Here is a 25,539-nt window from a genome sequence, read left to right as displayed (position 1 = left end):
TTTTTTAAGGCTTGCTCAATTCCCTCCTTAAAAAGGAGGGTTAGGGAGGATCGACTTTTAACTGAACTGTTTTGAATTCTTGAAGAAGAATTCAAAACCCTGCGCTCACAATTCCTAACTCTTGGAACTGCTTAACTCTCGCTTCTTCTTGCTCTAAAAACAGGTTGCCGATGCCAAACACAAGTTCCATCGTGCCTCGATAGCCAACTTTGGTAAATTGACCATTACCTAAGCGGTCATAAATGGGCAGTCCCAGACGATAAAGAGGAATCGAAAGCCGTTTTGCGATCGCACCAACATTCGAGTTACCAATCAACAAATCAGAACCGTCTGCTAAACTCTCAAAGTCTTCCAAGTCGCCGATTGTAACGCTTTTAACCGGGAGCTTTTCTAAAAGGTGCGATCGCGTGGTTGTTACCGCCGCATGAATTTGCGCTCCCATCGATTGCAGGAAATGCACTATTGACCACAGCAAATCTGGTTCTAGCGCTAGGGAAACTCGTTTTGCACCGAAGTAAAAGTGAGTGTCCAACATCGCATCTTGCAACTGACGGCGTTGGCGGCGATATTTTTCCGGTACGCTGTTACCACTCAGAATTGCCAATGCTTGGATAAATTCATCTACTGGTTCTAATCCAGTCAGTTCGCCAAACACCTCATAAGGTGTGCCAAAGCGTTCTTCCAGAATCTTTGCAGCACCGCGCATACTTTCACCCAATGCCAGGGTAAAAGCAGAACTACCTACTTCTCGTAGCTGTTTTAAGGTAGTCCCACTGACTGTAACCGCACTATAATTATCCTCTAAATGTCCATCTAGAGAAGCGCCAAGGTCAGGTACAAAGATCGGCACTAGTCCAAAGGAGGTGACTATCTCTTTGATTTCTTGTACATCCCCAGGTGTGAAAGCAGAACCCGCCAAAATCGTCACTTGTTCAGATATGATTCCACCTGGTTGAGGAATTTCCTTAACTATGCTTTCCACAGCAACAGCAAAGCCATCTTCCAACGCACCTTTAAAATCTGGGGTAGGCGCAAAAACGATCGCTAAATCATTCAATTCGGGATGGCGATCGCGGATTGCCTTAAGAAAACCCTCAATGTCATCGCCTCTAGTTTCCGTTAATCCAGTGGAACATAAACCAATAATTTCTGGATTAGCCTTTTCTACCAGAGTGAGAATTGCTTGCTCCACATTCTCTTCACCACCCAAGATAGTAGTGACTTCCGTCATTGCTGTGGTAGCTAGGGGAATCGCTTCTCGGAAATGCCGCACTAGGACAACTTTAGCGAAAGCAGTACAACCTTGAGAACCGTGGAATAAGGGCATCGTCCCTTTCAATCCCAAAAAGGCTAAGGTTGCACCCAAAGCTTGACTTTGCTTGAGAGGATTAACCGTCAGTGCTTTGTTAGAAATGGTAACGATCGCCATTAGAATACCTCCTCATTCCACAGAGCGGACTTTCTCGTTCCCTGGCTCCGCCGGGGAATGCTGACAGTGAGGCTCTGCCTCATCTGCTTTAAAAAGAAGGCAGAGCCTTCAGGAATGCGTTCCCAGCCTGAGTCTGGGAACGAGGGTACAGCCGCCATTAAACTACTTCCTCGTCCCAAGGAGCGGGTTTACGTATTTGTTCCCAAATCGGGCTATACAGGGCTTCGTATAGTTCCCGCGCCATCTCGATCATTCCCACATAACCTGCATAAGGATGGTGGCGTTCTTGGTTAATATCCAGGAAAGGAATTCGAGCTTTCAAAGCGGTGTATTGGTTACGTCCACCAGCAATCAGCATATCTGCGCCAGTGTCTTTAACCACTTGTAGCAATTCTTTAGCGTTGCCCTTCTCCAACATAATGCCATCGTTGCCGAGCAACTTCTTGATTTTGGCTTTATCTTCCTCAGTACTTTTGCGAGTACTAGTAGCAACAACTTCAATGCCCAAGTCCCTAGCAGCCGAGATAATTGACCAACTCTTGACACCCCCAGTATACAAAACAACTCGCTTACCTTTGAGTCGCGCGCGATAAGGAGCTAGTGCCAAATCTAAAGCAGCCGTTTCTTCTGCAATTAGCTTTTCTGTCCGCTCCTGTAAATCAGCGTCACCTAATTTAGCAGCGATATTTCGTAGACAGCGATTCATATCATCGATGCCGTAGAAAGACTCTTCAATGTAGGGGATGTTGTAACGCTCCTCCATCTTTCTCGCCATGTTTACCAGCGCTCGTGAGCAGATCATGACGTTGAGCTTGGCGCGGTGGGCGTAGCGAATTTCATTGTAGCGAGCATCGCCCGTAATTTTAGACAAAATACGGATGCCTAACTTTTCTAACAGTGGTGTTACTCCCCACATTTCCCCGGCGATGTTGTATTCACCGATTAAGTTAATATCATAGGGCGTTGTATGTTCCGGTTCTGCTGTGCCGACAACATATTCCAATAAAGCTTCACCGCCAAAACGGTTGCCCAGATTTTTACTGCCAATGAATCCTGGAGCAATAACGGGAATAACAGGAGTACCAATTTTCTCAGATGCCGCTTTGCAGACAGCATCGATATCATCGCCAATTAAGGCTGTAACACAAGTGGCGTAGACAAATACAGCTGCTGGTTGGTAGCGCTCTTTCAGTTCCAGAATCGCTTTGTAGAGTTTCTTTTCGCCACCGAAGATGACATCATTTTCACCCAAGTCAGTGGTAAAGCCCATTTTGTAGAGTTGAGGGCCAGAGGAGAGACTACCACGACTGCCCCAGGAATTACCAGCACAGGCTATAGGACCGTGGACTAAATGAGCAGCATCTGCGATCGGCACTAAAGCAATCATTGCACCATCAAAGGCACAGCCCCCTTGAGCCGCGCCAGGTTGTGCCTGTTGAGCGCATGATTTGTTTTTCTTTTCCGTTTGTTTGTGCTGATTATGCTCGCATCCTGTCTCAGTGAGCAGTTCGTTGATTTTGCCTTGGGTGATTTTCATCTCTCTTCTTGTGCTGAATTGTTCTTTGTCATTAGTCATTTGTCTTTTGTCATTCGTCAGTTACCAATGACTAATGACCAATGCCCCATGCCCAATGACTAATAATTAGCAAATGTATTTTGTGACATCTTCTCCACAGACATCGGCGAGGTAAGATAAAGCCCGAAAACGCAATCCTACAAATTCGTCATATAAAGGATTGAGTTTACATAGTGGTGGGATATCAATAGACCGCCCAAATAATTTAATTTGTCGCTCAAAGGGACAACAACAAGGAATTGTTTGGCAAATTAGATGAGCGATGCGATTATTTTTAACCTGAATTTCATCCACCACACGGCGCAACGGATTAAGAAGATTGTTGAACCACCCTGGTTTTTTCTGGTTAGGTGGATGGTAATTAGGGTGAGGATGAGTGTGAGTGTGTTCGTGAGTGTGATTGATGGTTTCCATTTATAGATACCTCAGGTAAATGCTAGAAAGAAAAAGGGAAGTTGGGAATTGGGGATTGGGGATTGGGGATTGGGTTTGGATATTTCCCTACTCCCCACTCCCTACTCCCTACTCCCCTTCTTTACCCTTTAATTAACTCGTTGTGTTTCTACGCAATTTCTAACGAATCAAGTCGTAGGAAATATCTGTCTTAGAAGGAATGTTGGTGTTGCGATCGATTTCTTCAAACAGGGTATTTACAACCCAGTTGAGCAAGTTGATCACACCTTGATAACCAATGGTTGTGTAGCGGTGTAAGTGGTGACGATCTATGATGGGATAGCCAATTCTCACTAAGGGAGTCTTGGTGTCGCGCCACAGGTACTTACCGTAGCTGTTACCGATGAGCAAGTCTACGGGTTCGGTGAACATCAAAGAACGCAGGTGCCACAGGTCTTTACCAGGCCAAACAGTTGCATTGCTACCAAAGGGGCTAGAAGCAAGCAGTTCTTTCATTTCTGCTTCAAATACTTCGTTGCTGTTGTGAACCAAGATATGCACAGGTTCAGCACCCATTTCTAGCATAAAGCCAACTACGCTGTATACTAAATCTGGTTCGCCGTAGATAGCGAAGCGCTTGCCGTGAATCCATGAGTGGGAGTCAGTCATGGCATCAACTGCCTGACCGCGTTCAATTTCCAATTGTTCGGGAATAGGTATACCACTCAGTTGGCTGAGTTTCATCAAGAACTCATCAGTACCCTTAATACCCCAAGGACGGGAAACTGAGGTTGGTTGCTTCCACTCTTTTTCAATGTACTCGCGGGTTTTGAGGGTGGAGTGTGCTTGCAGAGCGATCGTTGCTTTAGCATTAATTGAATCTGCTCCATCTTCTAGCTTTGTACCACCTGGATACATATCGAACTCACCTGTGTTTGGTGAATCCAGGTAGTCGCTGTTGTCAGCTAGAATGGTGTAGTCAAAGCCGAACAAGGAAGCAATCCGCTTGATTTCGCGGTTGTTGCCTACGTAGGTGTCAAAACCTGGGATGAAGTTGATTTTACCATTGCTGGTTTCTTTCTTATGTCCTGCTGTCAGGTTAGAAAGAATTCCCTTCATCATGTTGTCGTAACCAGTGATGTGGGAGCCGACAAAGCTAGGGGTGTGAGCGTAGGGTACTGGGAAATCTTGAGGAACTGAACCAGCTTCCTTGGCGTTGTTGATGAAAGACTGCAAGTCATCACCAATTACTTCTGCCATACAGGTGGTGCAGACAGCGATCATCTTGGGCTTGTAGAGTTGGTAAGAGTTCGCCAAGCCGTCAATCATGTTTTGCAGACCACCAAACACGGCTGCATCTTCAGTCATTGAAGAAGATACACCAGAGAATGGTTCTTTGTAGTGGCGGGTTAAGTGCGTGCGGAAGTAAGCAACGCAACCTTGAGAACCTTGAACAAAAGGTAGAGTGCCTTCAAAACCAACAGCAGCAAAGATTGCTCCTAGTGGTTGACAACCTTTAGCAGGGTTAACGGTTAAAGCTTCACGAGCGAAGTTCTTTTCACGATAATCCCAACTCTTTGTCCATTCTGCAACCCGTTGTACTTCTTCGGCTTCGTGACCGTTTTCAAACTGCTTTTTGTTTTCAAATAGCTGTTGGTACTCAGGTTGGTGGAATAACTCGACGTGATCTTGAATTTTTTCGGGATTCTGAGGCATTTGTGGATCTCCAAGCTTACTGAATTCTTTACTAATTGAGGAATGAGGATTTGAGGCGGGAGAGACGCGATTAATCCGGTAGAGACGCGATTAATCGCGTCTCTACTAGGAATTGGGAATATGATTCAAAATTCAAAATGCAAAAATCAAAAGAAATTTTTAATTTTTCAGTTTTGAATTTTGGACTCCCAACTCCCCCCTGGGGTTTTAGCCCCAGGTTATCCTTACTTATCTCTCTTTCCCATTTCCCTAAACGGCAGCCTTAGCCTTAGCCTTAGCTTCAGCCTTCTTAGCGTTAGCTTTTTCATTCCAAGGAGCGCCAATTAATCCCCAGGTTGGGCTGTTGAGTGCCAAGTCCATATCTCGTGCGAAGATGGCGAAGCCGTCATAACCGTGATAAGGGCCGGAGTAATCCTTTTTGTGGTTTAATTCTTTTCAACAGCCTAATGTTTGCAGTAAGCAATGTGAGCGATAAACATTGTTCGCTGATAGCACATTTATTTTTAGACTAAATATAGGCTAAAAACACAGCATAATTAGGTTCAGGACTCATATCATGTCCGCCAGATTACCGATAATAAAAGAACCCCACCCCCAACCCCTCCCCGCAAGCGAGGAGGGGAGACAAAGCATAGCTTTGGCTCTTTGGGGTTATTCGGGTTTAATAAGCAATCAAGCGGACATGATATCACGCATCATCTAAATGTTGTCCTGAGCCAAGGCGATTAAAAAATCGCCCGTTTTTTTGCTCATCTCTGCAAGCACAGCAGCAAAAAGAACACATGAGAACGAAAGTACTACTTGAATTAGAAAAAGTTAATCTGCGTTTAAAGTCTGCAAAGGCAAAGGTGACAATTAGAGAATCCAATGGAAGTCTGCAATTACGGGCGACGTTACCAATTAAACCAGGAGACAAAGATAGTACTGGTACTGGGAGAAAGCAATACAATATCAGTTTGAATATTCCTGCTAACTTGGATGGACTCAAGACGGCTGAGGAAGAAGCCTATGAATTAGGGAAGTTAATCGCGCGTAAAACCTTTGAATGGAATGATAAATATTTAGGTAATGAGGCGATTAGAAAAGATTTTAAAAGCATAGGCGAATTACTCGAACAATTTGAAGAAGAGTATTTTAAAACTCACAAAAGAACTACTAAAAGCGAACATACTTTTTTTTATTACTTTTCACGAACCAAGAGATTTACGAATCCTAAAGATTTAGCGATCGCACAAAATCTGCTCAGTTCAATTGAACAAATCGAGAAAGAATGGGCTAAGTATAATGCAGCTAGAGCTATATCTGCATTTTGCCTGACATTCAACATTGAAATCGATTTATCTAAATATTCCAAAATGCCTGAGAATAATTCCCGAAATATACCGAATGATGCGGAAATATCTGAGGGAATTATTAAGTTTGAAGATTATCTGAATAACAGAGGTAATCAAGTTAATCAAAATCTTCAAGATAGTTGGCAACTTTGGCGATGGACTTATGGAATGTTAGCAGTTTTTGGTTTACGTCCACGAGAACTTTTTATTAATCCTGATATTGATTGGTGGTTGAGTCAAGAAAATTCAGATTGGACATGGAAAGTCCATAAAGATTCTAAGACTGGTGAGAGACAAGCATTACCATTATATCGGCAATGGATTGAGGATTTTGATTTGAGAAATCCTAAATATTTGGAGATGTTGGGGAGTGCGATCGCTAAAAAAGATAACACCAATCATGCGGAGATAACGGCGTTAACACAGCGAGTTAGTTGGTGGTTCCGCAAAATAGGATTAGATTTTAAACCGTATGATTTACGTCACGCTTGGGCAATTCGGGCGCATATTTTGGGGATACCAATTAAAGCGGCGGCGGATAATTTAGGGCATAGTGTGCAAGTTCATACGCAAACTTATCAGCGTTGGTTTTCGCTGGATATGCGGAAGTTGGCAATTAATCAGGCTTTGAGTAAGAGGGATGAAGTTGAGTTGATTAGAGAGGAGAATGCTAAATTGAGGGTGGAGAATGAAACATTGAAATTGGAGATTGAGAAGTTGAGGATAGAAATAGTTTATAAGCGGAGTTAAGTTTGCCCATAAGTAATACCACTTTCAGATAATTTGGTATAATTTACGGATAAAAAATTATTAAGATAAAAGAAAATAAAAAATTATGGCGCTAGTAACTCTCCAACAGATAATTAAGCAGTTTGAGACACTTGAAATAGAAGAACTTCAGCAGCTTAATCAGACTATTCAAAAGTATCTTGCTGAGAAAGAAGAAACAGTCAACCAAGCAGCATTCCACCAAGCTCTAATTGATTCTGGCTTAGTAAAACACATTAAACATCCTGCTTATGAACCAATAACCGAGCGACGACTAATTCAGATCGAGGGAAAGCCTATTTCTGAAACTATCATTGAGGAACGTCGTTAGATGGCAATCTACTTCATAGACAGTAGCGCATTGGTCAAGCGTTATATTAGTGAAACTGGATCAGCTTGGGTTTTGGGACTATTTGATCCGACTCTCAACAATGAAGTATTTATTGCTGCAATAACCAGTGTCGAAATTATAGCGGCAATTACCAGGCGATCGCACGGTGGAAATATTAGCATTACAGATGCGACAATATAAGCTAGGAGGTCAGGTTATGGAAACTATTAAAATTAGAACATATATTGGTGATGATGGAATTCTGCAAATCCAGCTTCCGCCTGAAATTGCCAACCAAGAATTAGATGTAATAATTGTCTTTCTACCTGTGATAAAAACACCCTCACAGTCTCCAACCAACGCTAGCAGCTTATAAATGGTATATTTTTTGTATTATCTATCAAGAAAAAGACTAATGGAAATTCATGAACTTAAAGCATTAATTAAAGAGAGTATACGGGAGGTTTTGCGAGAAGAGCGAATGTTGCTCTGTCAAGTTCTCATTCCCTATGTGAGTGATGAAGAACAAGCAGAACTGAATGAAATTTTTGGTTCGCCATCAGACTATGGAGAGGAGGAATCAGTTGATCTGACAGAGTGGGTTAGATATGGCAATCAAATTCCGTAAAAATGCGATTAAGTTTTTAGAAAAGGCAAATAAAATATTGAAGATACTGCTAAAATTAAAGAGCAACTCAAGCAACTCCTGACTTTTGTTGAAGAATAGGGGATTATTCCCTTCACAGACCTTGACATAAAAAAAATGAAGGGAGATTGGGAAGGATTTTATAGACTGCGTATTGGGAAAACCAGAATTATTTTTACAGTTAATATTGATTTGGGTGAAATTGAAGTTTACACTATTGGCATGAGAGGAGATGTATATAAATAAGGACTATTTTAAGTAAGTTCAGATATTATCTTATATTCTCACCGCAGTAAAATAGAATGTTGAAATCACAGAAAGTATTTAATTATGTTAATTATATAGATTAGTATTTGCCATCTCATCTAAAATAGTACAAAATAACTATTGAGGCTATTGCTAAATTTAATAAATTTTAGTTAGATGAAAAAACGAAAACCTATTGAAACTTCCCAGCAAGATATTGTCAGCTATTGGGCAAGGCACGAAGACGAGAGTGGTCTTGCTATTGATTGGTCAGATGCTTATAAGCGGTGTTGGCGTTGTGGATATCAGTCACGCCTTGAGCGATGTCACATAGTTCCTGATTCCCTTGGAGGTTTGGATGCTCCATCCAATCTCGTTTTACTGTGCCGTCGTTGTCACCGAGAAGCTCCTAATGTTGCTGACCCACATTTTATGTGGATATGGCTTCGTGCAACTTGTGTACCCTTCTATGACTCATATTGGTCAATTCGTGGCTACTTTGAGTTTGAGCAAATGTTTGGACGGCGACCATTTATAGGTATTGGATTAGATAAATCACAAGCAGACCAAGTAGAGGAGTTACTTTGGAAGGAGATGCAAAATGCAACTATTCACTTTGGTGAAGGTCGAATGAACCCTGCAACTCTCGCTTGTATATTTGCAAAAGTAGAGGAAACACTAACCGGAAAACCTCCGAAATTAAAGCGTCCTGAATGGGGACTGCAATATACTCATCAGGTAATAGGATTGAGGATGATCCCATCAAATATTTTAGAAGATCAAACGAGCTAATAAGTATGATGATCGCATCTTTGAGATCAAAGATATCATATTTGATTGCTGCTTAATTCCCACACAGCCATATATAAACTTGTTCAACTACTGAAATCGGACGAGCGATATCTACGCCTATGCACCCATCACAAAGCTGATTTACTCAAAAACAACGCCGCGATAAATTTCTGCCATCGATAATGCGATCGCAACTGAATCTAAAGAAATAGATAACTCCAAGCCGCTAAAATCAGTGAGTAACCAACCTTCTGCTTGTTTACTGTAGCGTTCCACAAAAGGTTCAACAATATTATTTTGTCACAGATTTGGTTCTGAGGTGATATAAGACTCCGATTATTGATCTGGTGCGTTGCGCTGCACAACAACACACCCTACCAACTGTTGAAGTGTTAGAGGATGTTTGAAAAGTCCTTAGTGATGTATCAAATACTCTTAGATCCCCCTAAATCCCCCGATAAATTGGGGGACTTTGATTCCGTTTCCCCCCTTAAAAAGGGGGGATCGATAAGTGCCTGATATCACAGCCGACCACTTTTCAAACAACCTCTTAGAGACTATCTACTTACAATATGCCCTTGAAGAGTTTGGGCGACGCCGAATAGCCCGTCGTAGACATCGCTTCTTCTACATTAATTGTTGGGAATTAATAAATATTTTATATAAAAAGCCTGTTTGTGATAATTACTCACAAACAGACTTGACTTTTTCTAGCCTTCTAATTAAGCCTGTTCCCAAAGCTCACGTACATAGTCAGGCAGCCAGCTAGCAATTTCCTGAATCCGCTCTTCGGAAAGTTCGTCTTTGGTGGCAGAAAACACCGCTTTAACCGCTTGCTCTCGCTCGACCGATCGCGGCATACCACTTTCATTAGCAACTCGGAACAGGAAGCGATCGGAATCGATATTGAAGATACCTGGGCCTTTCCAGGGTGGACGAACCCGGCTTAAAAATCCCACGAGTGGATTGGTGTCTTTCCAGAGATCAGACACTTCAAACTGGAGTGCTTTTTCATCCGTAGGTATAGCCTCTATATGCAGTTCTGCCTCAACGCGATCGCTAGCTTCTGTAGTCATTAAGTCGCGCATAACGCGAAACACAACTTCGGTAAAGTCTCTTGCATCATAAGGATCTGCAAATCCAGCTTTGACCATCACCTTTTCTAGAAACGAGCGATGTTCGTCTGCGATCGCAGCTCGAGAATCTTCAATCTCCGTTGGGTCAATTTCTGGAATGTTTGTTCTAAATGTTTCATCGGGCATTGTTTTTTCTTGTGCTTTTTTATTTTGAGTCTTTGTACTTACCTTATGTAAGGTCGCACAAATCAAAAACCTTTAGTATCATCCAGAAGTTTGAGATATCATCTATTCAAAAGTTAGAAATTCAACGGATAAACTGAGATATTTTGCATCAACACCCGCAAGTTAGTCGTGTAGCGATTGCGATCGCTAGTGTTTCCGCCCCTCATAGACATCGCCCATTGGTGTAGAAAAACAGTCAGAATAGATGAATTGGTATAAAATCAGCCGAAACAAAGATGGTAGAAACAACAAACATCGAAATTAATACTGCAAAAGTCAAAGTACCTAACAATGGCTTAGAAATCGATGCTTACTTAGCTCAACCAGCAGAAAAGGGAACCTTTGGGGCGATTATAGTTTTTCCAGAAATTTTTGGAATCAACAGTAATATTCGAGATATCACCGAACTCATCGCCAAACAAGGTTATGTAGCAATAGCACCTCCGCTGTATCAACGTATTGCTCCTGGTTTTGAGGCTGACTTTAGCCCAGAAGATGCGGGCTTTAGCCCAGAAAGCTATCGGCTTGGCTTGCAATACTATCAACAAGTAAAGTATCAAGAGATATTCAGCGATATTCAAGCTACAATCGCTTACCTAAAAACTTTACCCAATGTCAAAGATGATGCAATCGGCGCTATTGGTTTCTGTTTTGGCGGTCATGTTGCTTACATGGCTGCAACCTTACCTGATATCAAAGCAACAGCTTCATTTTATGGTGGTGGGATTACCACTTCTAGTTATGGTGAAGATACTCCAACCATTAATCGCACCTCAGAAATTAAAGGTACTATCTATGCGTTTTTTGGTACAAGAGATTTATTAGTTTCCCAGGAAGAAAATGAGCAAATTGAGGCAGAATTAAAGAAACATAACATCAATCATCGTGTATTCCGATACGATGCAGGACATGGATTCTTCGCCGGATTCTTTAAAGATCAGTACCCATTCATCACCCAGAACCCAAGTTACAATCCTGAAGCTGCTCCTGATGCTTGGCAAAATGTTCTAGAATTATTTCAAAATAACTTGTGATCTAATCCCAAGCTAATCAACCTTCTTTCAAAAATGTTCGTAGTCAGGACTTAATTCCTGATTTTGTTTGCCTAGCGGATCGTAGTGAGGATTTTAGTCCTCACTACAAAACAAAATTATAAGACTGCGATCCTCTTGACTTTAATCTTTTGAGTTTTTAAGCAGTAATTGACAACCACATAGAAACGGGTTTGGACTTTCTGTGCGATCGTCCACAAGCACTTCAATGGGAAGCTTACTGTTGTAAATCAATTCGTCATAATCCATCAATGCATCCCACTTGATTTTGCCAGTCGGGAAGCCTAGCTGTGACGCGGCATCAGCTATTAATTCTTGCCATTTCTGAACCTCTGGATCTTGCGATTTGCAGTAATCGAGAATGGCAATAAATGCACCAGGCTTGGTAACTCGTAGGATTTCCTTAAGAGCAAGAACTGGATCATCAACGACACAGAGAGTATATCCCGATGCTGCTGCATCAAAGCTATTATCAGGAAAATCAAGATTGCAGATATTCGATACCTTGAAAGTGATGTCTGCGGATACACGCTTTTTACGTGCTTCATCCATCATCTTATGAGAAAGATCAACACCAACGACATGTACCCCTTCAGGATAGGCTGAAAGATTAAGACCTGTTCCTACCGCAGCATCTAGTACGGTTTGTCCTGGCTTCAGCTGCAAGGAAGCAATTAGGGATTCGCGTTCGATGTGCCAATAACGCCTCAGAATTGCGTCATAATCCACTGCTCCCTGATCGTAGGTTTCAATCACCTGATTTGTCTGCATAGGTTTCTGAATAAATAGGACTACTGAGTTTAACTCTCTGTTCAAATGTGTGGTGTTTAGCGCTAAAACCTCGTATATCATACTACCAGCGAGAGTACTTAACAATGTTCTTTCGGGAAACGCTGATTTCAGAAAGATTACAGGCGTTAAATTAGGAGATTTTGCAGTTGTTTACAACACTAATAATGAAAAACTCGCTTTTGCAATCTCTGCTGATATTGGGACTAAGAACCAGGTTGGAGAAAGTTCAGTAGCTCTGTCTCAAGCTCTTGGAAACGATCCATTCGTGCGCTCAAGAGTTAGGCGAAGAATTCCCAAAGACATCATTTATGTTGTTTTCCCAGGTTCTTAAAATGGACAATCAAGAACAACTTCAGAGATAGAAGCTGGAACTAAGCAGCTTTTTAAAATATGGGGTGGCGTAGAAGGCATAAAGTCACTATAAAAGTGTACGTTATGCAAATCTCAGAGTTAGGTTGCAGCAGACGATCAAAGCTACTAGTACAACACAGCAGAAATAAAGTTACCATCTCAAACCAAAGCAGTTGCTCTGAGCAACTGCTTTTCCTTTAAGGCGAAGAAACTGATTGATCGCATTTACAATGATTTAGTACTACTGCGATCGCTATGTTTTGGGCGATATCTTCGACAAGCCGCTTTGCCTCTACGCAATTATTTGGGCTTGACAAAATTTTGAGTCCTAGGGTACATTCTAACTTGTTGCTACCGTTTTATTTCCATTCTTACCCTCCACACTAGCAACGAACTCAAGTTGCTCATCACTGGGAGTTGACGACTCGCCTCGCAGTCCCTTACGACGCTGGTTCTTAGGAACTCCTCCCGCCATGCCGTACTCTACACTGCTTTTGCCATATCGAGTCCCAACTGCCATTAGCATATGCTCTGTCATATCTCCCAACTCGTCTTCTGTTTCCAGCATTTCACGATACAATTTATCTAAGCTGGAAAGGGCACTGTTATATGCATTTTCTCTAGTTCGCATTGTTTCGATCAGGGTTGAGAAAGCAGGTAAGGTGAGTCTATTGCCTAAATCTAAACTCGGATCAATAGAGTTGATGCTAGCCGCACGACGCACTGCTCTTTCTAAAACTAGGGAGGTTCTTTTTCTACGAGCCATGATCTACACCTTGTAATCGAGTACTGCTAATATTTTTTTACCTTAGTAAATTTCCGTATAGATCAGCCTGAGAGAATTCTGGTAAATCTGCAATGACTTTTGCTACAAGCGCGATCGTTGTCATGAATGCGCGAACTACTGAAATGAGAAAGCAAACTGGGGTTTGAGAAAGTAAAAGCTCATTTTGCTTGCGGAAAACACTAGAAGGAGTAAGTAAAAGCTGATTTTGCTTGCGGAAAACACCAAAATGAAAAAGCAAAAGCTCATTTTGAGTAAGTAAAAGCTGATTTTACTTACGGAAAATACCCAAATGAGTAAGTAAAAAGGCATTTTGAGTAAGTCAAATCCCATTTTGTTAACTAAATTCGACTTTATCCATATTTTGGCGCTGTAATCACTAGTTTTGATTATCGTGATGGCAGTGCGATCGCCTAAATTGGGTTATATAGCGCTTCTCTCGTGCGTCAAATATAAGCGATCGTCAGGGCACAGCAATGCTGTGTCCTCTACCATGTATTGCATCCAAGCAAAAACCGCTATAGGCGATGTCTACAACCGCCTACGCACTCTTGAGCAGAGAAAGCAAAAATACTATAGCAAAGCCTCAAAAACAATCTCTTGTGGATTAAAGAAACGCTTGAATTAATTGGCAAAATTAAGCTTAATATTCTTTACATTGAAAAACTTCCTTCTCAATTATGGTAAATATATGGACAATTTCCGTAACCTAAACAATAAAAAAGATCACGTATGTCAGAAATTGAGAAGAAAGTCGTTTTAATTACGGGTGCAAGCAGTGGCATCGGTGAAGCTAGCGCCCGCTTACTCGCTAGCAGAGGCGCACATGTCGTATTAGGTGCGCGTCGCACCGATCGCCTCGAAACTCTTGTGGCGGCAATTCGTAACGAGGGTGGTTCAGCGCACTATAGACAGTTGGATGTCACGCAACGCAATGACGTGGACGAATTTGTTGGATTCGCTCAAAAGACGTTCGGCCACATTGACGTAATCGTGAACAACGCAGGCGTCATGCCGCTTTCAAAACTGGAAGCGCTCAAAGTTGACGAATGGAATCGGATGATCGACGTAAACATTCGAGGTGTCTTGCATGGTATTGCTGCTGGATTGCCAATTATGAAAGAACAGGGATTTGGTCAGTTCATCAACATATCATCAATCGGTGGACATGCAGTAAGCCCCACCGCAGCCGTTTACTGTGCCACGAAGTTTGCAGTGGGTGCTATTTCCGAGGGACTGCGCCAGGAAGTCAGCAACATCCGGGTAACAGTGATTTCCCCTGGAGTAACCGAGTCAGAACTGGCCGATAGTATTTCGGATAGCGAGGCGCGTCGGGGGATGCAGGATTTCCGGCAGATTTCTATTCCACCAGAGGCCATTGCTAGAGCGATCGCATTTGCGATCGAACAACCTAACGACGTTGATGTTAGCGAAATTATTGTGCGCCCCACTGCCAGCCCTTATTGATTTTAAAGGATTGGATACCAGCTTCCTTAAAGAAAAACTTATTTCATTTGCGATCGCCCTTTAGTTAGGGGATGGCTTTGGCTCAATCTTTTTGCTGCCGAGTTTGGATCGAACCGTCTAATAAATAGTTATACTGCTTTAGTCCTCGGTGGAGACGTAGCCAAAATCTTACCTGTTGGTAGTCAGAGTCAAGGTGACGATTTCAGAAAATTTGCTTAGAATTTACTAACCTTGTAAACTTCCGTCTCAATTAGGGTAAATATATGGTGAAGCTCTTTAGCAGAAAGCTTAAAAACCTCCTTCTCTACCGAGAATTTGAAGAAATTGGTTTTGATTATATCCTCAATCCAAATACTAGTTAGTAGGGTGCGTCTTGCAACAACGCACCCTACTAACTAGTAACTTAATACCATCAACAAAGTGCGTGATCGCCTACGACCCAAATCTAAGCGATCGCACAATCGGTAACGCGATATCATAGAAAAACGGGAAAGCGGTTTTTGGATTCTGCCGATGTCTGCGAAAGATATTTTCCACGAAACAGTTAAGCAGGCTCTTGAAAAAGAAAACTGGGTGGTTACAGACGACCCACTAAAGCTTAAGTTTGGAAATGTCAACTTTCAAATTGATTTGGTGCAGAGCGGGTATTAGCAGCCCAAAGAGCAGGTGAAAAAATAGCCGTTGAAATCAAAAGCTTTCTCAATCCTTCCGCAATTACTGATTTTTATGCTGCTTTGGGACAATTTCTTAGCTATCGTCTTGCCCTAGAAGCTATTGAAACAGAGCGAATTTGGTATATGGCAGTTCCATTAGATACTTACCTAACCTTTTTTCAATTTGAGTTTACACAAACTGCGATAGCAAGATATCAGGTTTTGCTAATCGTATACGATTCCGAAAATAAGGTGATTGTGCAATGGATAAACTAGCAAAATATAGGGAATATATTCAAATATTACTGACTCATTATGCTAGTGATGATAAATCAGATCATGAAGTAGAAGTTCAACTTATTCTTGATACAGAGCGAGATCATTATCAGTGGATGAATGTTGGCTGGCAAGGGTCTAACCGTATTTATCGATGCATTATGCATTTTGATATTAGAGATAGTAAAATTTGGCTTCAGCAGAATTTGACCGATCAAAATCCAGCCGAGGAGTTAGTTGCTATGGGAGTATCAAAGCAAGACATTGTGCTAGGTTTACAACCTCCATACAAACGACAGTACACAGAGTACGGTATCGCTTAAATTTTCCTATTTATTAGGTACATTGTTGCAAAGGCGCAATGTACCATGATCTCAAGCAATTTGATAATATTAACAAAGTGAGCGATGCCGAACAGCCAGTCGTAGACATCGCCTACGACCCAAATCTAAGCGATCGCCTCTTCAGCAGAGAGAACAAAAACACTATGGCAAAGCGTAAAAAAAGCAATCTCCAGTGGATTAAAGAAACGCTTGAACTAAAACCTGACCATCGTTGGGAATCTCCATCAGGCTACAAAATTTTTGTAGCAGATCGAGGCGCTGTTCGCTTCAATGTTCCCCAGGATTGGGTTTTTGAGCCACAAGAAAAATCCTTCAAGTTCCTCGATAGAAAACCGCCCAACGATGATTGCTGCCTAGAAGTATCTTTCAATCGCCTCCCACCCAACGACTGGAGCCAGTTTCCGCTAAAATCTACCTTGAAGAAAGTCATGGAAGACGACAGTCGTAACGTCATTGCCAAAGGAGAGATTGTTACCATCAAGCGCCAAACCGCCAGGATTGTCTGGACAGAGATGAAGTTTATTGACACTCAAGAAGAACCACGAGAAGCTTTTTCGCGAACTTGCATTGGTTTGGGGTCAAATGTTCAGTGCTTGATTACATTCGATTATTGGGCAGATCAAGCAGAGCCGTTAATACCCATTTGGGATGAAGTGATGCGTAGTCTCACATTAGGGTTATATATCCGTGACCCTATGACTGGTCTAGCTTTCCCAGACTGAGCCACAATAATTAATCGTGAGCATAGGTCAAATTGAGGCGTCACCGAACAGCACGTTGTAGACATTGCATTTGAGGTAATTGTTTTTTGCCGAGTTGAGGCAATTAATAATACTCCTGCTTTCAAATAAGGAATGAGTATAAATCCATTAACACAGCTAATTTTAGAACGAGGTTTTGACCGATTTCAATCAGGATTAAGATCGCGTTTCGCTGCTTATCGGCTGAAATACACGCTGACCTATTGTGAACCCAGTGATAATTGAGCTATGCGTCTTGACTTTGAGAGTTCATTACATCTCGGTAGAGTAACACTTTGGGAATCAGGAGCTTGTGAAATGGATATCCTTGAAATATCTACTGGTAATAATGTCTTTTATGAAAGTTACCAGTTCAACAACTAAAAAGAATTTCATCGAACCTATCCAAGACTGGTGATTTTTATGCGTGATATGTTGCAACTTAGAGGATATTTATAAAGTTGTAAAATTCAGCTATGAGGCATACTTTATTAGCATCATAGCCATTGTATCTCACCTTTAGGAGTATATGGCATTGATAAATCCTGATATTATATATTACTTAAGTCATGATTCAAATAGTTACTTTCATCACTAGTGTATAGCTGTTTAAAATCATATCCTTATAAACATGAGACATCAAACAGATTAAAGTTTATTGAACTTTAATCATGCAGTTTACCAAAGGAGATTTAGTAATGAATATCAAACAAATTCTTGCTGGTGTAGCGCTTCTTTTACCATTTGCTGTTATTTCTATCCCTTCACAAGCATCAGCATCACAGATTATTGTTAATCACCACGGTCTTAATAGACCTGCTCAAATAATAGCAAAAAAACCACCACAAGTTAGGCGTTATACACCACCAGCGAAAAGGAAAGTGTTGGTTTCTGCACATTGGGAAAAAACAAATCATGGTCGCAAGTGGGTTGCGGCTCATTATGTATACAAGTAAAAACGCCTAAAGCCCCAAACAATTGGGATATAAGAAGATTTCACTTCTTATCATCTCCCTATTAGAACTAGGGAGAGTGCCAAATAGGAGGCAAATAAAAACTTTTTACTCAAGATTTGAGAGTTACTTATGAAATTAGCATCATTGACAAATGTTTTGGTTGCAGGTGCGATCGCCCTGGGCGCGACTGCAACCATCAATCAGCCAAGTCAAGCCGAAAGTAGGCGAGGATTTTATTGTGACACCTCAGGAAACAAACCCGTGACGGTGTACACAAATTTTAAAGGTGTTAGTGAGCCTTGGATTCGCTGGACTTCCAATTACTTCAGAGATGCTGGCTACAATAAACTGACGCGCTGTGAAGACGTGAGCCACCGCTTAGAAACTTACCGCCGCAACAGAGAACTGAAGTTTATTACTGTCGGTAAAATGAACGGACAAAATGTGATTTGCACCGCTAATCAAGTCAATGGGCGCTGTGAAAACTTGATATTGACCCTCAAACCCAGTGAAGATGGCGTGCAGGCGCTAGATAATATCTTGGCTTGGCGGCAGCCCTTAAGTAAAAGCAATAGAATGCCTTACGTTGATTTGAGGACACATCTAGGGATTCCCAAAGAATAAATTAACTAGGTAAACATCATTACCCAGTACCCAATCTGGGCGCAACCTGTTATATCATGTGCGGTAAATTACTTGTGATTCCTGCGTGACATCTCTCCCAGCCCCTCCCTTATTAGGGCTACGGTGTACATACAAGTCTTTCTCAATGCAATTTACAGTTAAGTCTCATAACCTCACCCTGGTTTTGCTACGCAAAACCTGCCCCTCTCCTTAGTAAGGAGAGGGATGTCCTTTCTTGACAGGGTGAGGTTCTTTTATTATGGGCAATTCAGGGAACATAATAAAAGAACCAAAGCCCAATCTTAAGGCTGCTCAAAGTTTTTCCTGTGCTAGATTTGAACTGGGATAGTAACAAAGTTACAAAGCTATAGTTTAGGTTCCATAAGCCAAACTGGTGCGTCATCCTCTGGTATGAGCGTATACCGCCGAGTACTTTAAACTATATCGTTTGATTAGCTCAATTGGAAGAGCAATCGACTCATAATCGATGCGTTACAGGTTCAAATCCTGTATCAAACCCCAGAAAGTTAGCTCAATTGGCAGAGCAATCGACTCATAATCGATGTGTTGTAGGTTCAATTCCTATACTTTCCACCAACCCTGTCCGGGTTAAAAGACAATACCCTTCCAAGGTAGCCAATATGGTACGGATCTTAACAGATTCGAGACCCCTCATTTTCTCAACTCTGCGGTGTAAGTGTTCTGCTATCGGTCATTACTCGTAAGGGTGATGTTCGGTAGCCACAGTCAAGGAGTAAGCGCAACTGCATTTTTCCCTAACTTGAGTATGTCCCTTCGTTTCTTACATCTAGTTTTCCTTCGGGGATTCTAGATTGGTAATTGAACGGCATATTTGAGCGCGGTTCTTTTTTCTAGATTGCCATTGAGCAGTTTAAGAAAAGTAACCGCAATCTTAATCCAGCTTTGGAGAAGCTTTTGCCCACACCTAAACTGTAAACACTTGCACTTGCAGAGTCAAAAAATATTTTGTAGTGTATAGTATTACAAGCAGCTAAAACCAATTCTTTAGCCTTTGTCTAAAGGTTTGTAAACTCCAAGAACGAGAGAGCAAGTAGTCTTTTAGACGGCATAATCAAGATAAATTTTGTCTACTCCAGTACTTAAGCTGTGAGACACAGGTGGTATTTGAGTTCAAGCAAGGTTAGAAATGTCTTGATCAAATCTTTTTAGCTGATTGCGCTGGCTACGCCCGCCGCAGGCATCAGCTTACTTAAGATATCGCGTAAATTATTTATGCAAATTACTATGTGGGAAACGTTTTATATCAAACCTAACGAAATTGGCATCTTATATCACCGCAGTGACTTTAAGAAAATTTTGCAACCCGGTACACATACTTATTTTGGTCGTCATTGGCAAGTAAAAATTCATGACCTCAATCAGCCACTAGCTCAGATTGAAAACCTAGAACTGTTGTTGCGAAATCACGAAGCCGAACTACAAGAACATTTATTGATTATCAGAACCGCATTCAATCAAGTTGCGTTAGTCCGCTACGGTCAGAATTGGGTAAGCGTTGCACCAAATAAATTAATTGCTTTTTGGCGTGGTTTTATTGAGGTAGAATCTTATCTATTCAACTTAGAAGAAAGCTGGGAATTGCCTGGTTCCTTTGTGCAGCAATTGCGCTCAGTTGCGTTGAATGGACTGAAGAAGTTCCAAATCTCAGAGTCTGAGATTGGTTTACTATATCTGCAAAATAATTTTGTGCGACCTCTAGAACCAGGAGAGTATGCTTTTTGGTCGGTAGATAGAGATGTTACAGTCAGGACTCTCAGCCGGATTATCCCTAACCCAGATTTTCCCCTAGAAGATGTACTCATTGAAAAACATCCCGACTTTATTGCTGCCTACTGTCAAATAGTGCAATTACTGACTTCACAAGTTGCAATTGTGCGCTATCGAGGGAAAGTGATTTCTATTTTGCCACCCACCAGCCGCAAGTTATTTTGGCAGGGTGTTGCAGTGGAAATTATCGATATCAGCGCTGATGCTCAGTTACAGCCTAGCTTAGTGGCTGAGTTGGTTGAGGGTTCAACAGAAGTGAAATTGCTCAGTCGCAACTGTTTGCATATTTGCCAAGTTCCCGCCCAGCACGTTGGACTAGTATACATTAATCAAGAGTTTCAAGGACAGCGATCGCCAGGAGTACACGCTTGGTGGTTATTTGGCCGCTCTTTTCAAACTGAAACCATTGACCTCCGACTACAAAATATGGAAGTATCCGGTCAAGATATCCTCTCTAAAGATAAAGTACCTCTGCGGTTGAACTTGACGGCTGGCTTCCGTATCCAAGATCCATTGAGAGCAAAAAGTACCTTGTCAGATATTTCCGGCTTCTTGTACAAAGAATTACAGTTTGCTTTGCGTGGTGCGATCGGCGAACGCAACTTAGATGGTTTGTTAGAAGATAAAGGTGCAATTGATAGAAGTATATCTGAATACATTCGCCAGAAAGCCGCAGACTATGGAATCGAAGTAGATTCTGTAGGTGTCAAAGATATTATTTTACCTGGTGAGATTAAGGCCATCTTGAGCAAAGTAGTGGAGGCAGAAAAAACCGCTCAAGCAAACGTAGTCAGACGTAGAGAAGAAACTGCTGCTACTCGCAGTATGTTAAATACTGCTAAAGTGATGGAGGATAATCCCGTCGCATTGCGTTTGAAGGAACTAGAAGTATTAGAACGGATTGCAGAGAAGATCGATCGCATTCAAGTTAATGGTAGCTTGGATAGTATTTTAACAGACTTGATTCGGATGAATCCGTAGCGATACCATGAATTATGTAGCGATTGTCTTAAAAGTCAAGCGATCGCACTATATACTACTTAGGTATCTATTCTATTGAGGTTAGAGGATTTCTTTCAATGAATAACGTTAAACAGCAGCACTTGGTACCTCAATGCTATTTAAAAAACTTTGCTAATGAAGATACATTATTTGTGTTGGATAAGATAGAAAAATATATCTATCAATCTCATGTTAAAAACGTTGCCCAGCAGAGATATTTTTATGATTTTCCTGATTCATTTTTACCTGAAGAATTGAGGGATAAAACAAAAAACCAACTCATCGAGCATGATCTATCTAAAGTAGAATCAAGATTGAGAGAAGTTCTAAAAATAATTATAGATTGCCTTGAAGAAATAGAAGAAAATAAGTTATTTTTTTCTCTTGTAGTTATGGAGGAGGAGGCAAAGAAAAAATTTTCTGCCTTTTTAGCGCTTCAGTTAGTCAGGACAAATATGCTTCGGCGGCAGATTAGAGAAATGTTTCAATCTTTAGATGAGCTTAAGAAAAGAATGGATCAGGCACTATTCAAGAATAATATAAATAATCTAGAAGATATCTTTCCTTCTCCAGAAGGTTCAAATAATTCAATTCCTTTTCAGGATTTGTTAAAGGTAGGTATCGAAGAAGACTCGATAGCACAGCATTTATTTTATATATCTGATATTCTCGATCAAGGTGATGATTCAGAAATCTCAAAAATATTATCAAGTCATATCTGGTTATTTGGTGTGAACTCAACTTCCATTTCACTATGGACTTCAGATAATCCAATAGTAATTAAACCGCATGAGGATTTTGGAACCGGTCTGGCTTCACATGGTGTCCAAGTAGTTTATCCAATCAGTTCTAAACATCTTCTAATTATGTTTGAATCAAGGTTTTGGAATAAGTTCAAGAGTTATGACGGAATGAGCTTTCCCCTGTCGGAAGACGATGTAAAATCGTATAATAAGCTACAATCGATTCAATGTTGTAGACAAACTTACTCCAGCAAGAAAAATTTTGAGCTTTTGCTAACATTAATTATAGCGATCGTATCCCTGCCATAGGCCAATACAGTTAGTGTAATAATACTTCCGAAGCTGTATTATTACACCTAAGTCCGCATTCAAATATATACTTGATAGATAAACTCTAATTATGCCGATTCAATGGCATGGGGTAACAGCGATGTCAATTGATGAAGTTGAAAACCAGCAAAATAATGATCTAGTTCAAACCGCTACAGACTTAGTAGAAAACCTAGTAAAGACAAAAGACAAGAAAAAATCTAAAAAATCTAAACGTATTTTTGATGGTAGCACTGAAGCTTTTACTAAGAAAATTCCCAAAAATATTTTTGAACCTGAACTACAGCAACTCCAGATTGAGCTAGTCAAAATGCAATACTGGATTAAGCACGTTGGCTATCGTGTTGTTGTAATATTTGAAGGGCGCGATGCTGCCGGTAAAGGAGGAGTAATTAAACGCATTGCCGATCCACTAAATCCTCGTGGCTGTCGTGTAGTTGCTCTGGGAACCCCCTCCGATCGCGAGAAAACTCAGTGGTATTTTCAGCGTTACGTGCAACATCTTCCGACAGCAGGCGAAATAGTCCTCTTCGATCGCAGTTGGTACAACCGAGCCGGAGTTGAACGAGTGATGGATTTTTGTACTGAAGCAGAATATCAAGAATTCATGCAATCTTGCCCGGAATTTGAACGAATGTTGGTGCGATCGGGCATTGTTTTAATTAAGTACTGGTTCTCCGTCAGCGATCAAGAACAAGAGCAACGCTTTCTTTCTCGCAGTCACGATCCAGCAAGGCGCTGGAAACTCAGCCCGATGGATTTGGAATCACGTAATCGCTGGGTAGAATTCTCCAAAGCAAAAGATACCATGTTTACGTACACGAATATTCCAGAAGCCCCCTGGTTTACAATCGAAGCCGATGATAAAAAACGTGCGCGACTCAACTGCATTCATCATTTGTTAAGCAAAGTTCCTTACGAAGATATGACACCTCCTCCCTTAGAGCTTCCGGCTAGACCTGTGGCAGAGGATTATCTTCGCGCCCCCCGCAATGAGCAGTTTTTTGTTCCTCAAGTGTATTGATCTGCAAGTTATCGCTAATGATTGAATATGGCAAACTTTATCTATAGGTGTTGCGATCGCCTATAGCTTCTCTCCAAACCAATTTGGATTTCTGAGTAGTGCTATCGAAAATTAGTCAATTTCTTGTGCATCTCACACACAATTGTGAGGGATGCTGATGTCGCCGCAAAGCTTTTGAGCAGGCGGGAATTCTAGATGCAGCCCTAGCCTCGCTAGTTGATAGAATTAAAAGAAATACCAACCCAGCAACAACTCATGATCAGAACCATCGAAGGGATTTATCAGGATGGGCAAATTCAGCTAACTGAGCTACCACAAGATGTTAGCGATCGCTCCCAAGTTATCGTCACCTTTCTCGATCCTAGCAAAATCAATCCAACCAAACTACGCCAACTGATTGATCAGTTAGAGACAATTGCAGGTATTGGGCAAGGCTTAGAGGAACTCAACGCCGGTCAAACTCGCCCTATTGGGGATTTCGTCCAAGAAATGCAGCAAAAGTATGACATTTCAAGTTGAGATTACCCAATTGCAGAAGCTCAGATTGAGCAAGCCTATGGCTGGTATCTAGAGCAAAATCCTGAATTTGCTGATCGTTGGTTTCGAGAATTGATGAATGCTATTGCTACTCTACAAGAAAAGTCTCAACGCTGTGCCTTAGCAGTCGAACATGAGATTTTCCCAGAAGAAGTACGCCAACTCCTTTATGGGAAAGCCAAAAATGTATATCGAGTGCTTTTTACGATTAGAAATACCACAGTTTATGTGTTGTATGTGCGCCATACTGCTCAAGCACCCTTGACAATAGATGACCTAGAAGGTGAAGTTTAGGGTTTGAAGGCGTAGGCGTTGGCGTAGCCTCTCGTAGAAAAGCCCGTCGTAGACATCGCACCCATCATCTCTAAATATGCAGTGGCGTGTAGTCGAGTTGGGGCGATGCCGAATAGCCCCTCGTAGGCATCGTTAGAACGTACTACTTCGGGAGCATTTCACACAGAATCCTTAGAGAACTCTACAACAAGGGTAAAATAGAAGCAATTCCCTTTTATTGAAAACGTCATATACTCAAAGCAGTACAATACTATGGCGTACAGTGACTTTACTCTAGAAAAAGTTTCGGCTGTTCTGGGAATCACCACCCAAGAAGCAGATTTGTTTCCCAAGCTTGTACCTCTTTCTATTCCTTCGTGGTTAAATGAAACTTTAGGAAAGCGAACCCAATTAGCTCTGATTAGTGAAAAGGCTCGGAGCGAATTTATTATTGTACCGATTTTACTAGCTTGTCGCGATCTCAGCCAAGATAGCTTGGCTATTTTCTCTGGACAAAGACTTGATGTTGATCCTGCACAGGGCTTGATTGGGGAATGTGATTTTATTTTAGCAATCGCTCCACCTTTACCACCGTTGCGATCGCCAATTCTCACTGTTGTAGAAGCGAAGAAAAATGATGTTGAAGCTGGGTTAGGACAGTGCATCGCGCAAATGGTGGCGGCAGATTTATTCAATCGTTCATCTGGACAAGCAGAAATACCCGTCTATGGATGCGTGACAACAGGAGAAGTATGGCAGTTTCTTCAACTTTCGCAAAAAGTGGCTTTGCTTGATAAGCAAAGATATTACTTGGATAATGTCGGAGCTATTTTGGCAATTGTACAGACAATTGTTCAGCAATTTAGTAGTTAATTTGGATAACACTTTGTTCTCGCAAGTGGAAGAAATAATGCAAAGTTTCAACCTTGATCAAACCATCACCGCTTGGTCATCCATTGCCGAAAACGTCTTTGTTCCTCACACAGAAGAGGAATATGAACGCTTGGTTGAGATCCTTGATTGTCTCATCCATCAAGTTGGTGAAGACGAGACGCATCCACTCGCGTCTCTAATGGAAGTTATTGGTGTTTTATAGCAGTAGCCAGATAACTTAGGACGTTAAACGCAAGACATTCTCTATGGTAGTTCGTAGACTATCGAAGTTTTCTATCTGCTTGCGAATTCGACTCTTGAGCCATGACCAACATTTTTCAATTTTGTTTAAGTCAGGTGAATAGGGAGGTAAGTAA

Annotated in this window: 29 protein-coding genes, 2 tRNA genes and 4 pseudogenes; 25 read left to right on the top strand and 10 right to left on the bottom strand. The window is 41.4% G+C overall.

The features are described from left to right. Window positions 1–91: 91 nt before the first annotated feature. The 5 genes and pseudogenes from nifN to V7K30_RS34485 form a co-directional block, all read right to left on the bottom strand. Window positions 92–1,429: a nitrogenase iron-molybdenum cofactor biosynthesis protein NifN gene (gene nifN, locus V7K30_RS31830; RefSeq protein WP_335006238.1), complete on the bottom strand. Its 1,338-nt coding sequence runs from the start codon at window positions 1,427–1,429 to the stop codon at window positions 92–94. Between the two features lie 157 nt (window positions 1,430–1,586). Next, window positions 1,587–2,966: a nitrogenase iron-molybdenum cofactor biosynthesis protein NifE gene (gene nifE / locus V7K30_RS31825; RefSeq protein WP_335006272.1), complete on the bottom strand. Its 1,380-nt coding sequence runs from the start codon at window positions 2,964–2,966 to the stop codon at window positions 1,587–1,589. A gap of 105 nt (window positions 2,967–3,071) precedes the next feature. Further along, window positions 3,072–3,419 (bottom strand): Mo-dependent nitrogenase C-terminal domain-containing protein, encoded by a 348-nt coding sequence (locus V7K30_RS31820; RefSeq protein ID WP_335006237.1) that lies wholly within the window; start codon window positions 3,417–3,419, stop codon window positions 3,072–3,074. A gap of 159 nt (window positions 3,420–3,578) precedes the next feature. Then, a complete protein-coding gene (nifK, locus tag V7K30_RS31815) occupies window positions 3,579–5,114 on the bottom strand; it encodes a nitrogenase molybdenum-iron protein subunit beta (RefSeq protein ID WP_335006235.1) in 1,536 nt (511 codons plus the stop codon). A gap of 249 nt (window positions 5,115–5,363) precedes the next feature. Then, window positions 5,364–5,537, bottom strand: a pseudogene (locus V7K30_RS34485) (nitrogenase molybdenum-iron protein alpha chain); the annotation flags it as partial. A 317-nt stretch (window positions 5,538–5,854) separates the two neighbouring features. Between V7K30_RS34485 and V7K30_RS31805 the strand changes: the two are divergent. The 6 genes and pseudogenes from V7K30_RS31805 to V7K30_RS31780 form a co-directional block, all read left to right on the top strand. After that, window positions 5,855–7,198 (top strand): annotated as a pseudogene (locus tag V7K30_RS31805) (site-specific integrase); the annotation flags it as partial. Between the two features lie 85 nt (window positions 7,199–7,283). After that, window positions 7,284–7,547 (top strand): hypothetical protein, encoded by a 264-nt coding sequence (locus tag V7K30_RS31800; RefSeq protein ID WP_335006232.1) that lies wholly within the window; start codon window positions 7,284–7,286, stop codon window positions 7,545–7,547. Then, window positions 7,548–7,748, top strand: coding sequence for a type II toxin-antitoxin system VapC family toxin (locus V7K30_RS31795; protein WP_335006230.1), 201 nt, complete (start codon window positions 7,548–7,550; stop codon window positions 7,746–7,748). Window positions 7,749–7,764: 16 nt separating this feature from the next. Continuing rightward, window positions 7,765–7,923, top strand: a complete 159-nt coding sequence (locus V7K30_RS31790; protein ID WP_335006228.1) for a hypothetical protein — start codon at window positions 7,765–7,767, stop codon at window positions 7,921–7,923. A gap of 39 nt (window positions 7,924–7,962) precedes the next feature. Next, entirely contained in the window at window positions 7,963–8,175 is a 213-nt protein-coding gene (locus tag V7K30_RS31785; protein WP_335006226.1) for a hypothetical protein, read from the top strand. A gap of 441 nt (window positions 8,176–8,616) precedes the next feature. Beyond that, window positions 8,617–9,231 (top strand): HNH endonuclease, encoded by a 615-nt coding sequence (locus V7K30_RS31780; RefSeq protein ID WP_335006224.1) that lies wholly within the window; start codon window positions 8,617–8,619, stop codon window positions 9,229–9,231. A 141-nt stretch (window positions 9,232–9,372) separates the two neighbouring features. On the opposite strand, the pseudogene V7K30_RS31775 reads toward V7K30_RS31780, so the two are convergent. Both V7K30_RS31775 and V7K30_RS31770 read right to left on the bottom strand, forming a co-directional pair. Next, window positions 9,373–9,516: pseudogene (locus V7K30_RS31775) on the bottom strand (Uma2 family endonuclease); the annotation flags it as partial. Window positions 9,517–9,953: 437 nt separating this feature from the next. Continuing rightward, the gene (locus tag V7K30_RS31770; protein WP_335006222.1) at window positions 9,954–10,493 is read right to left on the bottom strand and encodes a DUF2267 domain-containing protein; all 540 of its coding nucleotides are present in this window, start codon (window positions 10,491–10,493) and stop codon (window positions 9,954–9,956) included. Window positions 10,494–10,768: 275 nt separating this feature from the next. Here V7K30_RS31770 and V7K30_RS31765 point away from each other — a divergent pair, with 275 nt between their 5' ends. After that, window positions 10,769–11,566 carry a dienelactone hydrolase family protein gene (locus tag V7K30_RS31765; protein WP_335006220.1) on the top strand — a complete coding sequence of 266 codons (798 nt, stop codon included), beginning with the start codon at window positions 10,769–10,771 and terminating at the stop codon, window positions 11,564–11,566. A gap of 141 nt (window positions 11,567–11,707) precedes the next feature. On the opposite strand, the gene V7K30_RS31760 is transcribed toward V7K30_RS31765, so the two are convergent. Beyond that, window positions 11,708–12,355: a class I SAM-dependent methyltransferase gene (locus tag V7K30_RS31760; protein WP_335006218.1), complete on the bottom strand. Its 648-nt coding sequence runs from the start codon at window positions 12,353–12,355 to the stop codon at window positions 11,708–11,710. Window positions 12,356–12,404: 49 nt separating this feature from the next. Here V7K30_RS31760 and V7K30_RS34480 point away from each other — a divergent pair, with 49 nt between their 5' ends. Further along, window positions 12,405–12,707 carry a glycoside hydrolase family 75 protein gene (locus V7K30_RS34480; protein WP_442941128.1) on the top strand — a complete coding sequence of 101 codons (303 nt, stop codon included), beginning with the start codon at window positions 12,405–12,407 and terminating at the stop codon, window positions 12,705–12,707. A 360-nt stretch (window positions 12,708–13,067) separates the two neighbouring features. Here the strand turns inward: V7K30_RS34480 and V7K30_RS31755 are convergent, their stop codons facing one another. Further along, window positions 13,068–13,493 (bottom strand): hypothetical protein, encoded by a 426-nt coding sequence (locus V7K30_RS31755; RefSeq protein ID WP_335006216.1) that lies wholly within the window; start codon window positions 13,491–13,493, stop codon window positions 13,068–13,070. 403 nt (window positions 13,494–13,896) lie between these two features. Between V7K30_RS31755 and V7K30_RS31750 the strand changes: the two genes are divergently transcribed. The 17 genes and pseudogenes from V7K30_RS31750 to V7K30_RS31675 all read left to right on the top strand — a co-directional run bounded on the left by V7K30_RS31750 (window position 13,897) and on the right by V7K30_RS31675 (window position 25,385). After that, a complete protein-coding gene (locus V7K30_RS31750; RefSeq protein WP_335006214.1) occupies window positions 13,897–14,139 on the top strand; it encodes a hypothetical protein in 243 nt (80 codons plus the stop codon). A gap of 104 nt (window positions 14,140–14,243) precedes the next feature. Then, the gene (locus V7K30_RS31745; protein WP_335006212.1) at window positions 14,244–14,978 is read left to right on the top strand and encodes an SDR family oxidoreductase; all 735 of its coding nucleotides are present in this window, start codon (window positions 14,244–14,246) and stop codon (window positions 14,976–14,978) included. Window positions 14,979–15,491: 513 nt separating this feature from the next. Next, a pseudogene (locus V7K30_RS31740) lies at window positions 15,492–15,907 on the top strand (XisH family protein). Then, on the top strand, window positions 15,895–16,230 hold the full coding sequence (locus V7K30_RS31735) for a XisI protein (RefSeq protein ID WP_335006210.1): 336 nt from the start codon (window positions 15,895–15,897) through the stop codon (window positions 16,228–16,230). Before V7K30_RS31740 ends, V7K30_RS31735 begins: the two are co-directional and overlap by 13 nt. A 164-nt stretch (window positions 16,231–16,394) precedes the next feature. Further along, complete coding sequence (locus V7K30_RS31730) at window positions 16,395–16,973, top strand: hypothetical protein (protein WP_335006271.1); 579 nt, start codon at window positions 16,395–16,397, stop codon at window positions 16,971–16,973. A 267-nt stretch (window positions 16,974–17,240) separates the two neighbouring features. Continuing rightward, window positions 17,241–17,375, top strand: coding sequence for an immunity protein TriTu family protein (locus V7K30_RS34475; RefSeq protein WP_442941127.1), 135 nt, complete (start codon window positions 17,241–17,243; stop codon window positions 17,373–17,375). Window positions 17,376–17,689: 314 nt separating this feature from the next. Beyond that, window positions 17,690–17,947, top strand: coding sequence for a hypothetical protein (locus tag V7K30_RS31725; protein ID WP_335006208.1), 258 nt, complete (start codon window positions 17,690–17,692; stop codon window positions 17,945–17,947). A 129-nt stretch (window positions 17,948–18,076) separates the two neighbouring features. Beyond that, the gene (locus V7K30_RS31720) at window positions 18,077–18,571 is read left to right on the top strand and encodes a COP23 domain-containing protein (protein WP_335006207.1); all 495 of its coding nucleotides are present in this window, start codon (window positions 18,077–18,079) and stop codon (window positions 18,569–18,571) included. A 446-nt stretch (window positions 18,572–19,017) separates the two neighbouring features. Further along, a tRNA-Met gene (locus tag V7K30_RS31715) sits at window positions 19,018–19,093 on the top strand. Next, window positions 19,093–19,168: transfer RNA gene (locus V7K30_RS31710), tRNA-Ile, on the top strand. Before V7K30_RS31715 ends, V7K30_RS31710 begins: the two co-directional genes overlap by 1 nt. Window positions 19,169–19,837: 669 nt before the next feature. Continuing rightward, window positions 19,838–21,361 (top strand): slipin family protein, encoded by a 1,524-nt coding sequence (locus V7K30_RS31705; protein ID WP_335006269.1) that lies wholly within the window; start codon window positions 19,838–19,840, stop codon window positions 21,359–21,361. Window positions 21,362–21,459: 98 nt separating this feature from the next. Then, window positions 21,460–22,434: a DUF4238 domain-containing protein gene (locus tag V7K30_RS31700; RefSeq protein WP_335006205.1), complete on the top strand. Its 975-nt coding sequence runs from the start codon at window positions 21,460–21,462 to the stop codon at window positions 22,432–22,434. Between the two features lie 91 nt (window positions 22,435–22,525). Beyond that, complete coding sequence (gene ppk2, locus V7K30_RS31695; protein ID WP_335006203.1) at window positions 22,526–23,479, top strand: polyphosphate kinase 2; 954 nt, start codon at window positions 22,526–22,528, stop codon at window positions 23,477–23,479. Between the two features lie 255 nt (window positions 23,480–23,734). Further along, the gene (locus V7K30_RS31690) at window positions 23,735–23,998 is read left to right on the top strand and encodes a hypothetical protein (RefSeq protein WP_335006201.1); all 264 of its coding nucleotides are present in this window, start codon (window positions 23,735–23,737) and stop codon (window positions 23,996–23,998) included. Between the two features lie 9 nt (window positions 23,999–24,007). Further along, the gene (locus V7K30_RS31685) at window positions 24,008–24,310 is read left to right on the top strand and encodes a type II toxin-antitoxin system RelE/ParE family toxin (RefSeq protein ID WP_335006267.1); all 303 of its coding nucleotides are present in this window, start codon (window positions 24,008–24,010) and stop codon (window positions 24,308–24,310) included. A 252-nt stretch (window positions 24,311–24,562) separates the two neighbouring features. Then, window positions 24,563–25,162 carry a hypothetical protein gene (locus V7K30_RS31680; protein WP_335006200.1) on the top strand — a complete coding sequence of 200 codons (600 nt, stop codon included), beginning with the start codon at window positions 24,563–24,565 and terminating at the stop codon, window positions 25,160–25,162. A gap of 37 nt (window positions 25,163–25,199) precedes the next feature. After that, on the top strand, window positions 25,200–25,385 hold the full coding sequence (locus V7K30_RS31675) for a hypothetical protein (protein ID WP_335006198.1): 186 nt from the start codon (window positions 25,200–25,202) through the stop codon (window positions 25,383–25,385). A 15-nt stretch (window positions 25,386–25,400) separates the two neighbouring features. Here V7K30_RS31675 and V7K30_RS31670 read toward each other — a convergent pair. Further along, window positions 25,401–25,539: transposase (locus tag V7K30_RS31670; protein WP_335006265.1), on the bottom strand; the 139-nt coding region annotated here is incomplete at its 5' end.

Origin of the sequence: Nostoc sp. (assembly GCF_036917655.1) — a bacterium.
In the GTDB taxonomy this organism is placed as follows: domain Bacteria; phylum Cyanobacteriota; class Cyanobacteriia; order Cyanobacteriales; family Nostocaceae; genus Nostoc.
The sequence above is the reverse complement of the archived record's forward strand: the minus strand, read 5'-3'. Positions and strand labels throughout refer to the sequence as shown.

What these genes read in the sequence shown, in the direction of transcription:
- V7K30_RS31820 (WP_335006237.1), bottom strand. Translation starts at nt 3,419, where the DNA reads ATGGAAACCATCAATCACACTCACGAACACACTCACACTCATCCTCAC.
- V7K30_RS31680 (WP_335006200.1), top strand. Translation starts at nt 24,563, where the DNA reads ATGGCGTACAGTGACTTTACTCTAGAAAAAGTTTCGGCTGTTCTGGGA.
- V7K30_RS31675 (WP_335006198.1), top strand. Translation starts at nt 25,200, where the DNA reads ATGCAAAGTTTCAACCTTGATCAAACCATCACCGCTTGGTCATCCATT.
- V7K30_RS31720 (WP_335006207.1), top strand. Translation starts at nt 18,077, where the DNA reads ATGAAATTAGCATCATTGACAAATGTTTTGGTTGCAGGTGCGATCGCC.
- V7K30_RS31765 (WP_335006220.1), top strand. Translation starts at nt 10,769, where the DNA reads ATGGTAGAAACAACAAACATCGAAATTAATACTGCAAAAGTCAAAGTA.
- V7K30_RS31790 (WP_335006228.1), top strand. Translation starts at nt 7,765, where the DNA reads ATGGAAACTATTAAAATTAGAACATATATTGGTGATGATGGAATTCTG.
- V7K30_RS31770 (WP_335006222.1), bottom strand. Translation starts at nt 10,493, where the DNA reads ATGCCCGATGAAACATTTAGAACAAACATTCCAGAAATTGACCCAACG.
- V7K30_RS31760 (WP_335006218.1), bottom strand. Translation starts at nt 12,355, where the DNA reads ATGCAGACAAATCAGGTGATTGAAACCTACGATCAGGGAGCAGTGGAT.
- V7K30_RS31795 (WP_335006230.1), top strand. Translation starts at nt 7,548, where the DNA reads ATGGCAATCTACTTCATAGACAGTAGCGCATTGGTCAAGCGTTATATT.
- nifN (WP_335006238.1), bottom strand. Translation starts at nt 1,429, where the DNA reads ATGGCGATCGTTACCATTTCTAACAAAGCACTGACGGTTAATCCTCTC.
- V7K30_RS31705 (WP_335006269.1), top strand. Translation starts at nt 19,838, where the DNA reads ATGTGGGAAACGTTTTATATCAAACCTAACGAAATTGGCATCTTATAT.
- V7K30_RS31745 (WP_335006212.1), top strand. Translation starts at nt 14,244, where the DNA reads ATGTCAGAAATTGAGAAGAAAGTCGTTTTAATTACGGGTGCAAGCAGT.
- V7K30_RS31800 (WP_335006232.1), top strand. Translation starts at nt 7,284, where the DNA reads ATGGCGCTAGTAACTCTCCAACAGATAATTAAGCAGTTTGAGACACTT.
- V7K30_RS34475 (WP_442941127.1), top strand. Translation starts at nt 17,241, where the DNA reads ATGCGTCTTGACTTTGAGAGTTCATTACATCTCGGTAGAGTAACACTT.
- V7K30_RS31755 (WP_335006216.1), bottom strand. Translation starts at nt 13,493, where the DNA reads ATGGCTCGTAGAAAAAGAACCTCCCTAGTTTTAGAAAGAGCAGTGCGT.
- V7K30_RS31735 (WP_335006210.1), top strand. Translation starts at nt 15,895, where the DNA reads ATGGATAAACTAGCAAAATATAGGGAATATATTCAAATATTACTGACT.
- nifE (WP_335006272.1), bottom strand. Translation starts at nt 2,966, where the DNA reads ATGAAAATCACCCAAGGCAAAATCAACGAACTGCTCACTGAGACAGGA.
- V7K30_RS31730 (WP_335006271.1), top strand. Translation starts at nt 16,395, where the DNA reads ATGGCAAAGCGTAAAAAAAGCAATCTCCAGTGGATTAAAGAAACGCTT.
- V7K30_RS31785 (WP_335006226.1), top strand. Translation starts at nt 7,963, where the DNA reads ATGGAAATTCATGAACTTAAAGCATTAATTAAAGAGAGTATACGGGAG.
- V7K30_RS31725 (WP_335006208.1), top strand. Translation starts at nt 17,690, where the DNA reads ATGAATATCAAACAAATTCTTGCTGGTGTAGCGCTTCTTTTACCATTT.
- V7K30_RS31780 (WP_335006224.1), top strand. Translation starts at nt 8,617, where the DNA reads ATGAAAAAACGAAAACCTATTGAAACTTCCCAGCAAGATATTGTCAGC.
- V7K30_RS31700 (WP_335006205.1), top strand. Translation starts at nt 21,460, where the DNA reads ATGAATAACGTTAAACAGCAGCACTTGGTACCTCAATGCTATTTAAAA.
- V7K30_RS31690 (WP_335006201.1), top strand. Translation starts at nt 23,735, where the DNA reads ATGATCAGAACCATCGAAGGGATTTATCAGGATGGGCAAATTCAGCTA.
- ppk2 (WP_335006203.1), top strand. Translation starts at nt 22,526, where the DNA reads ATGCCGATTCAATGGCATGGGGTAACAGCGATGTCAATTGATGAAGTT.
- nifK (WP_335006235.1), bottom strand. Translation starts at nt 5,114, where the DNA reads ATGCCTCAGAATCCCGAAAAAATTCAAGATCACGTCGAGTTATTCCAC.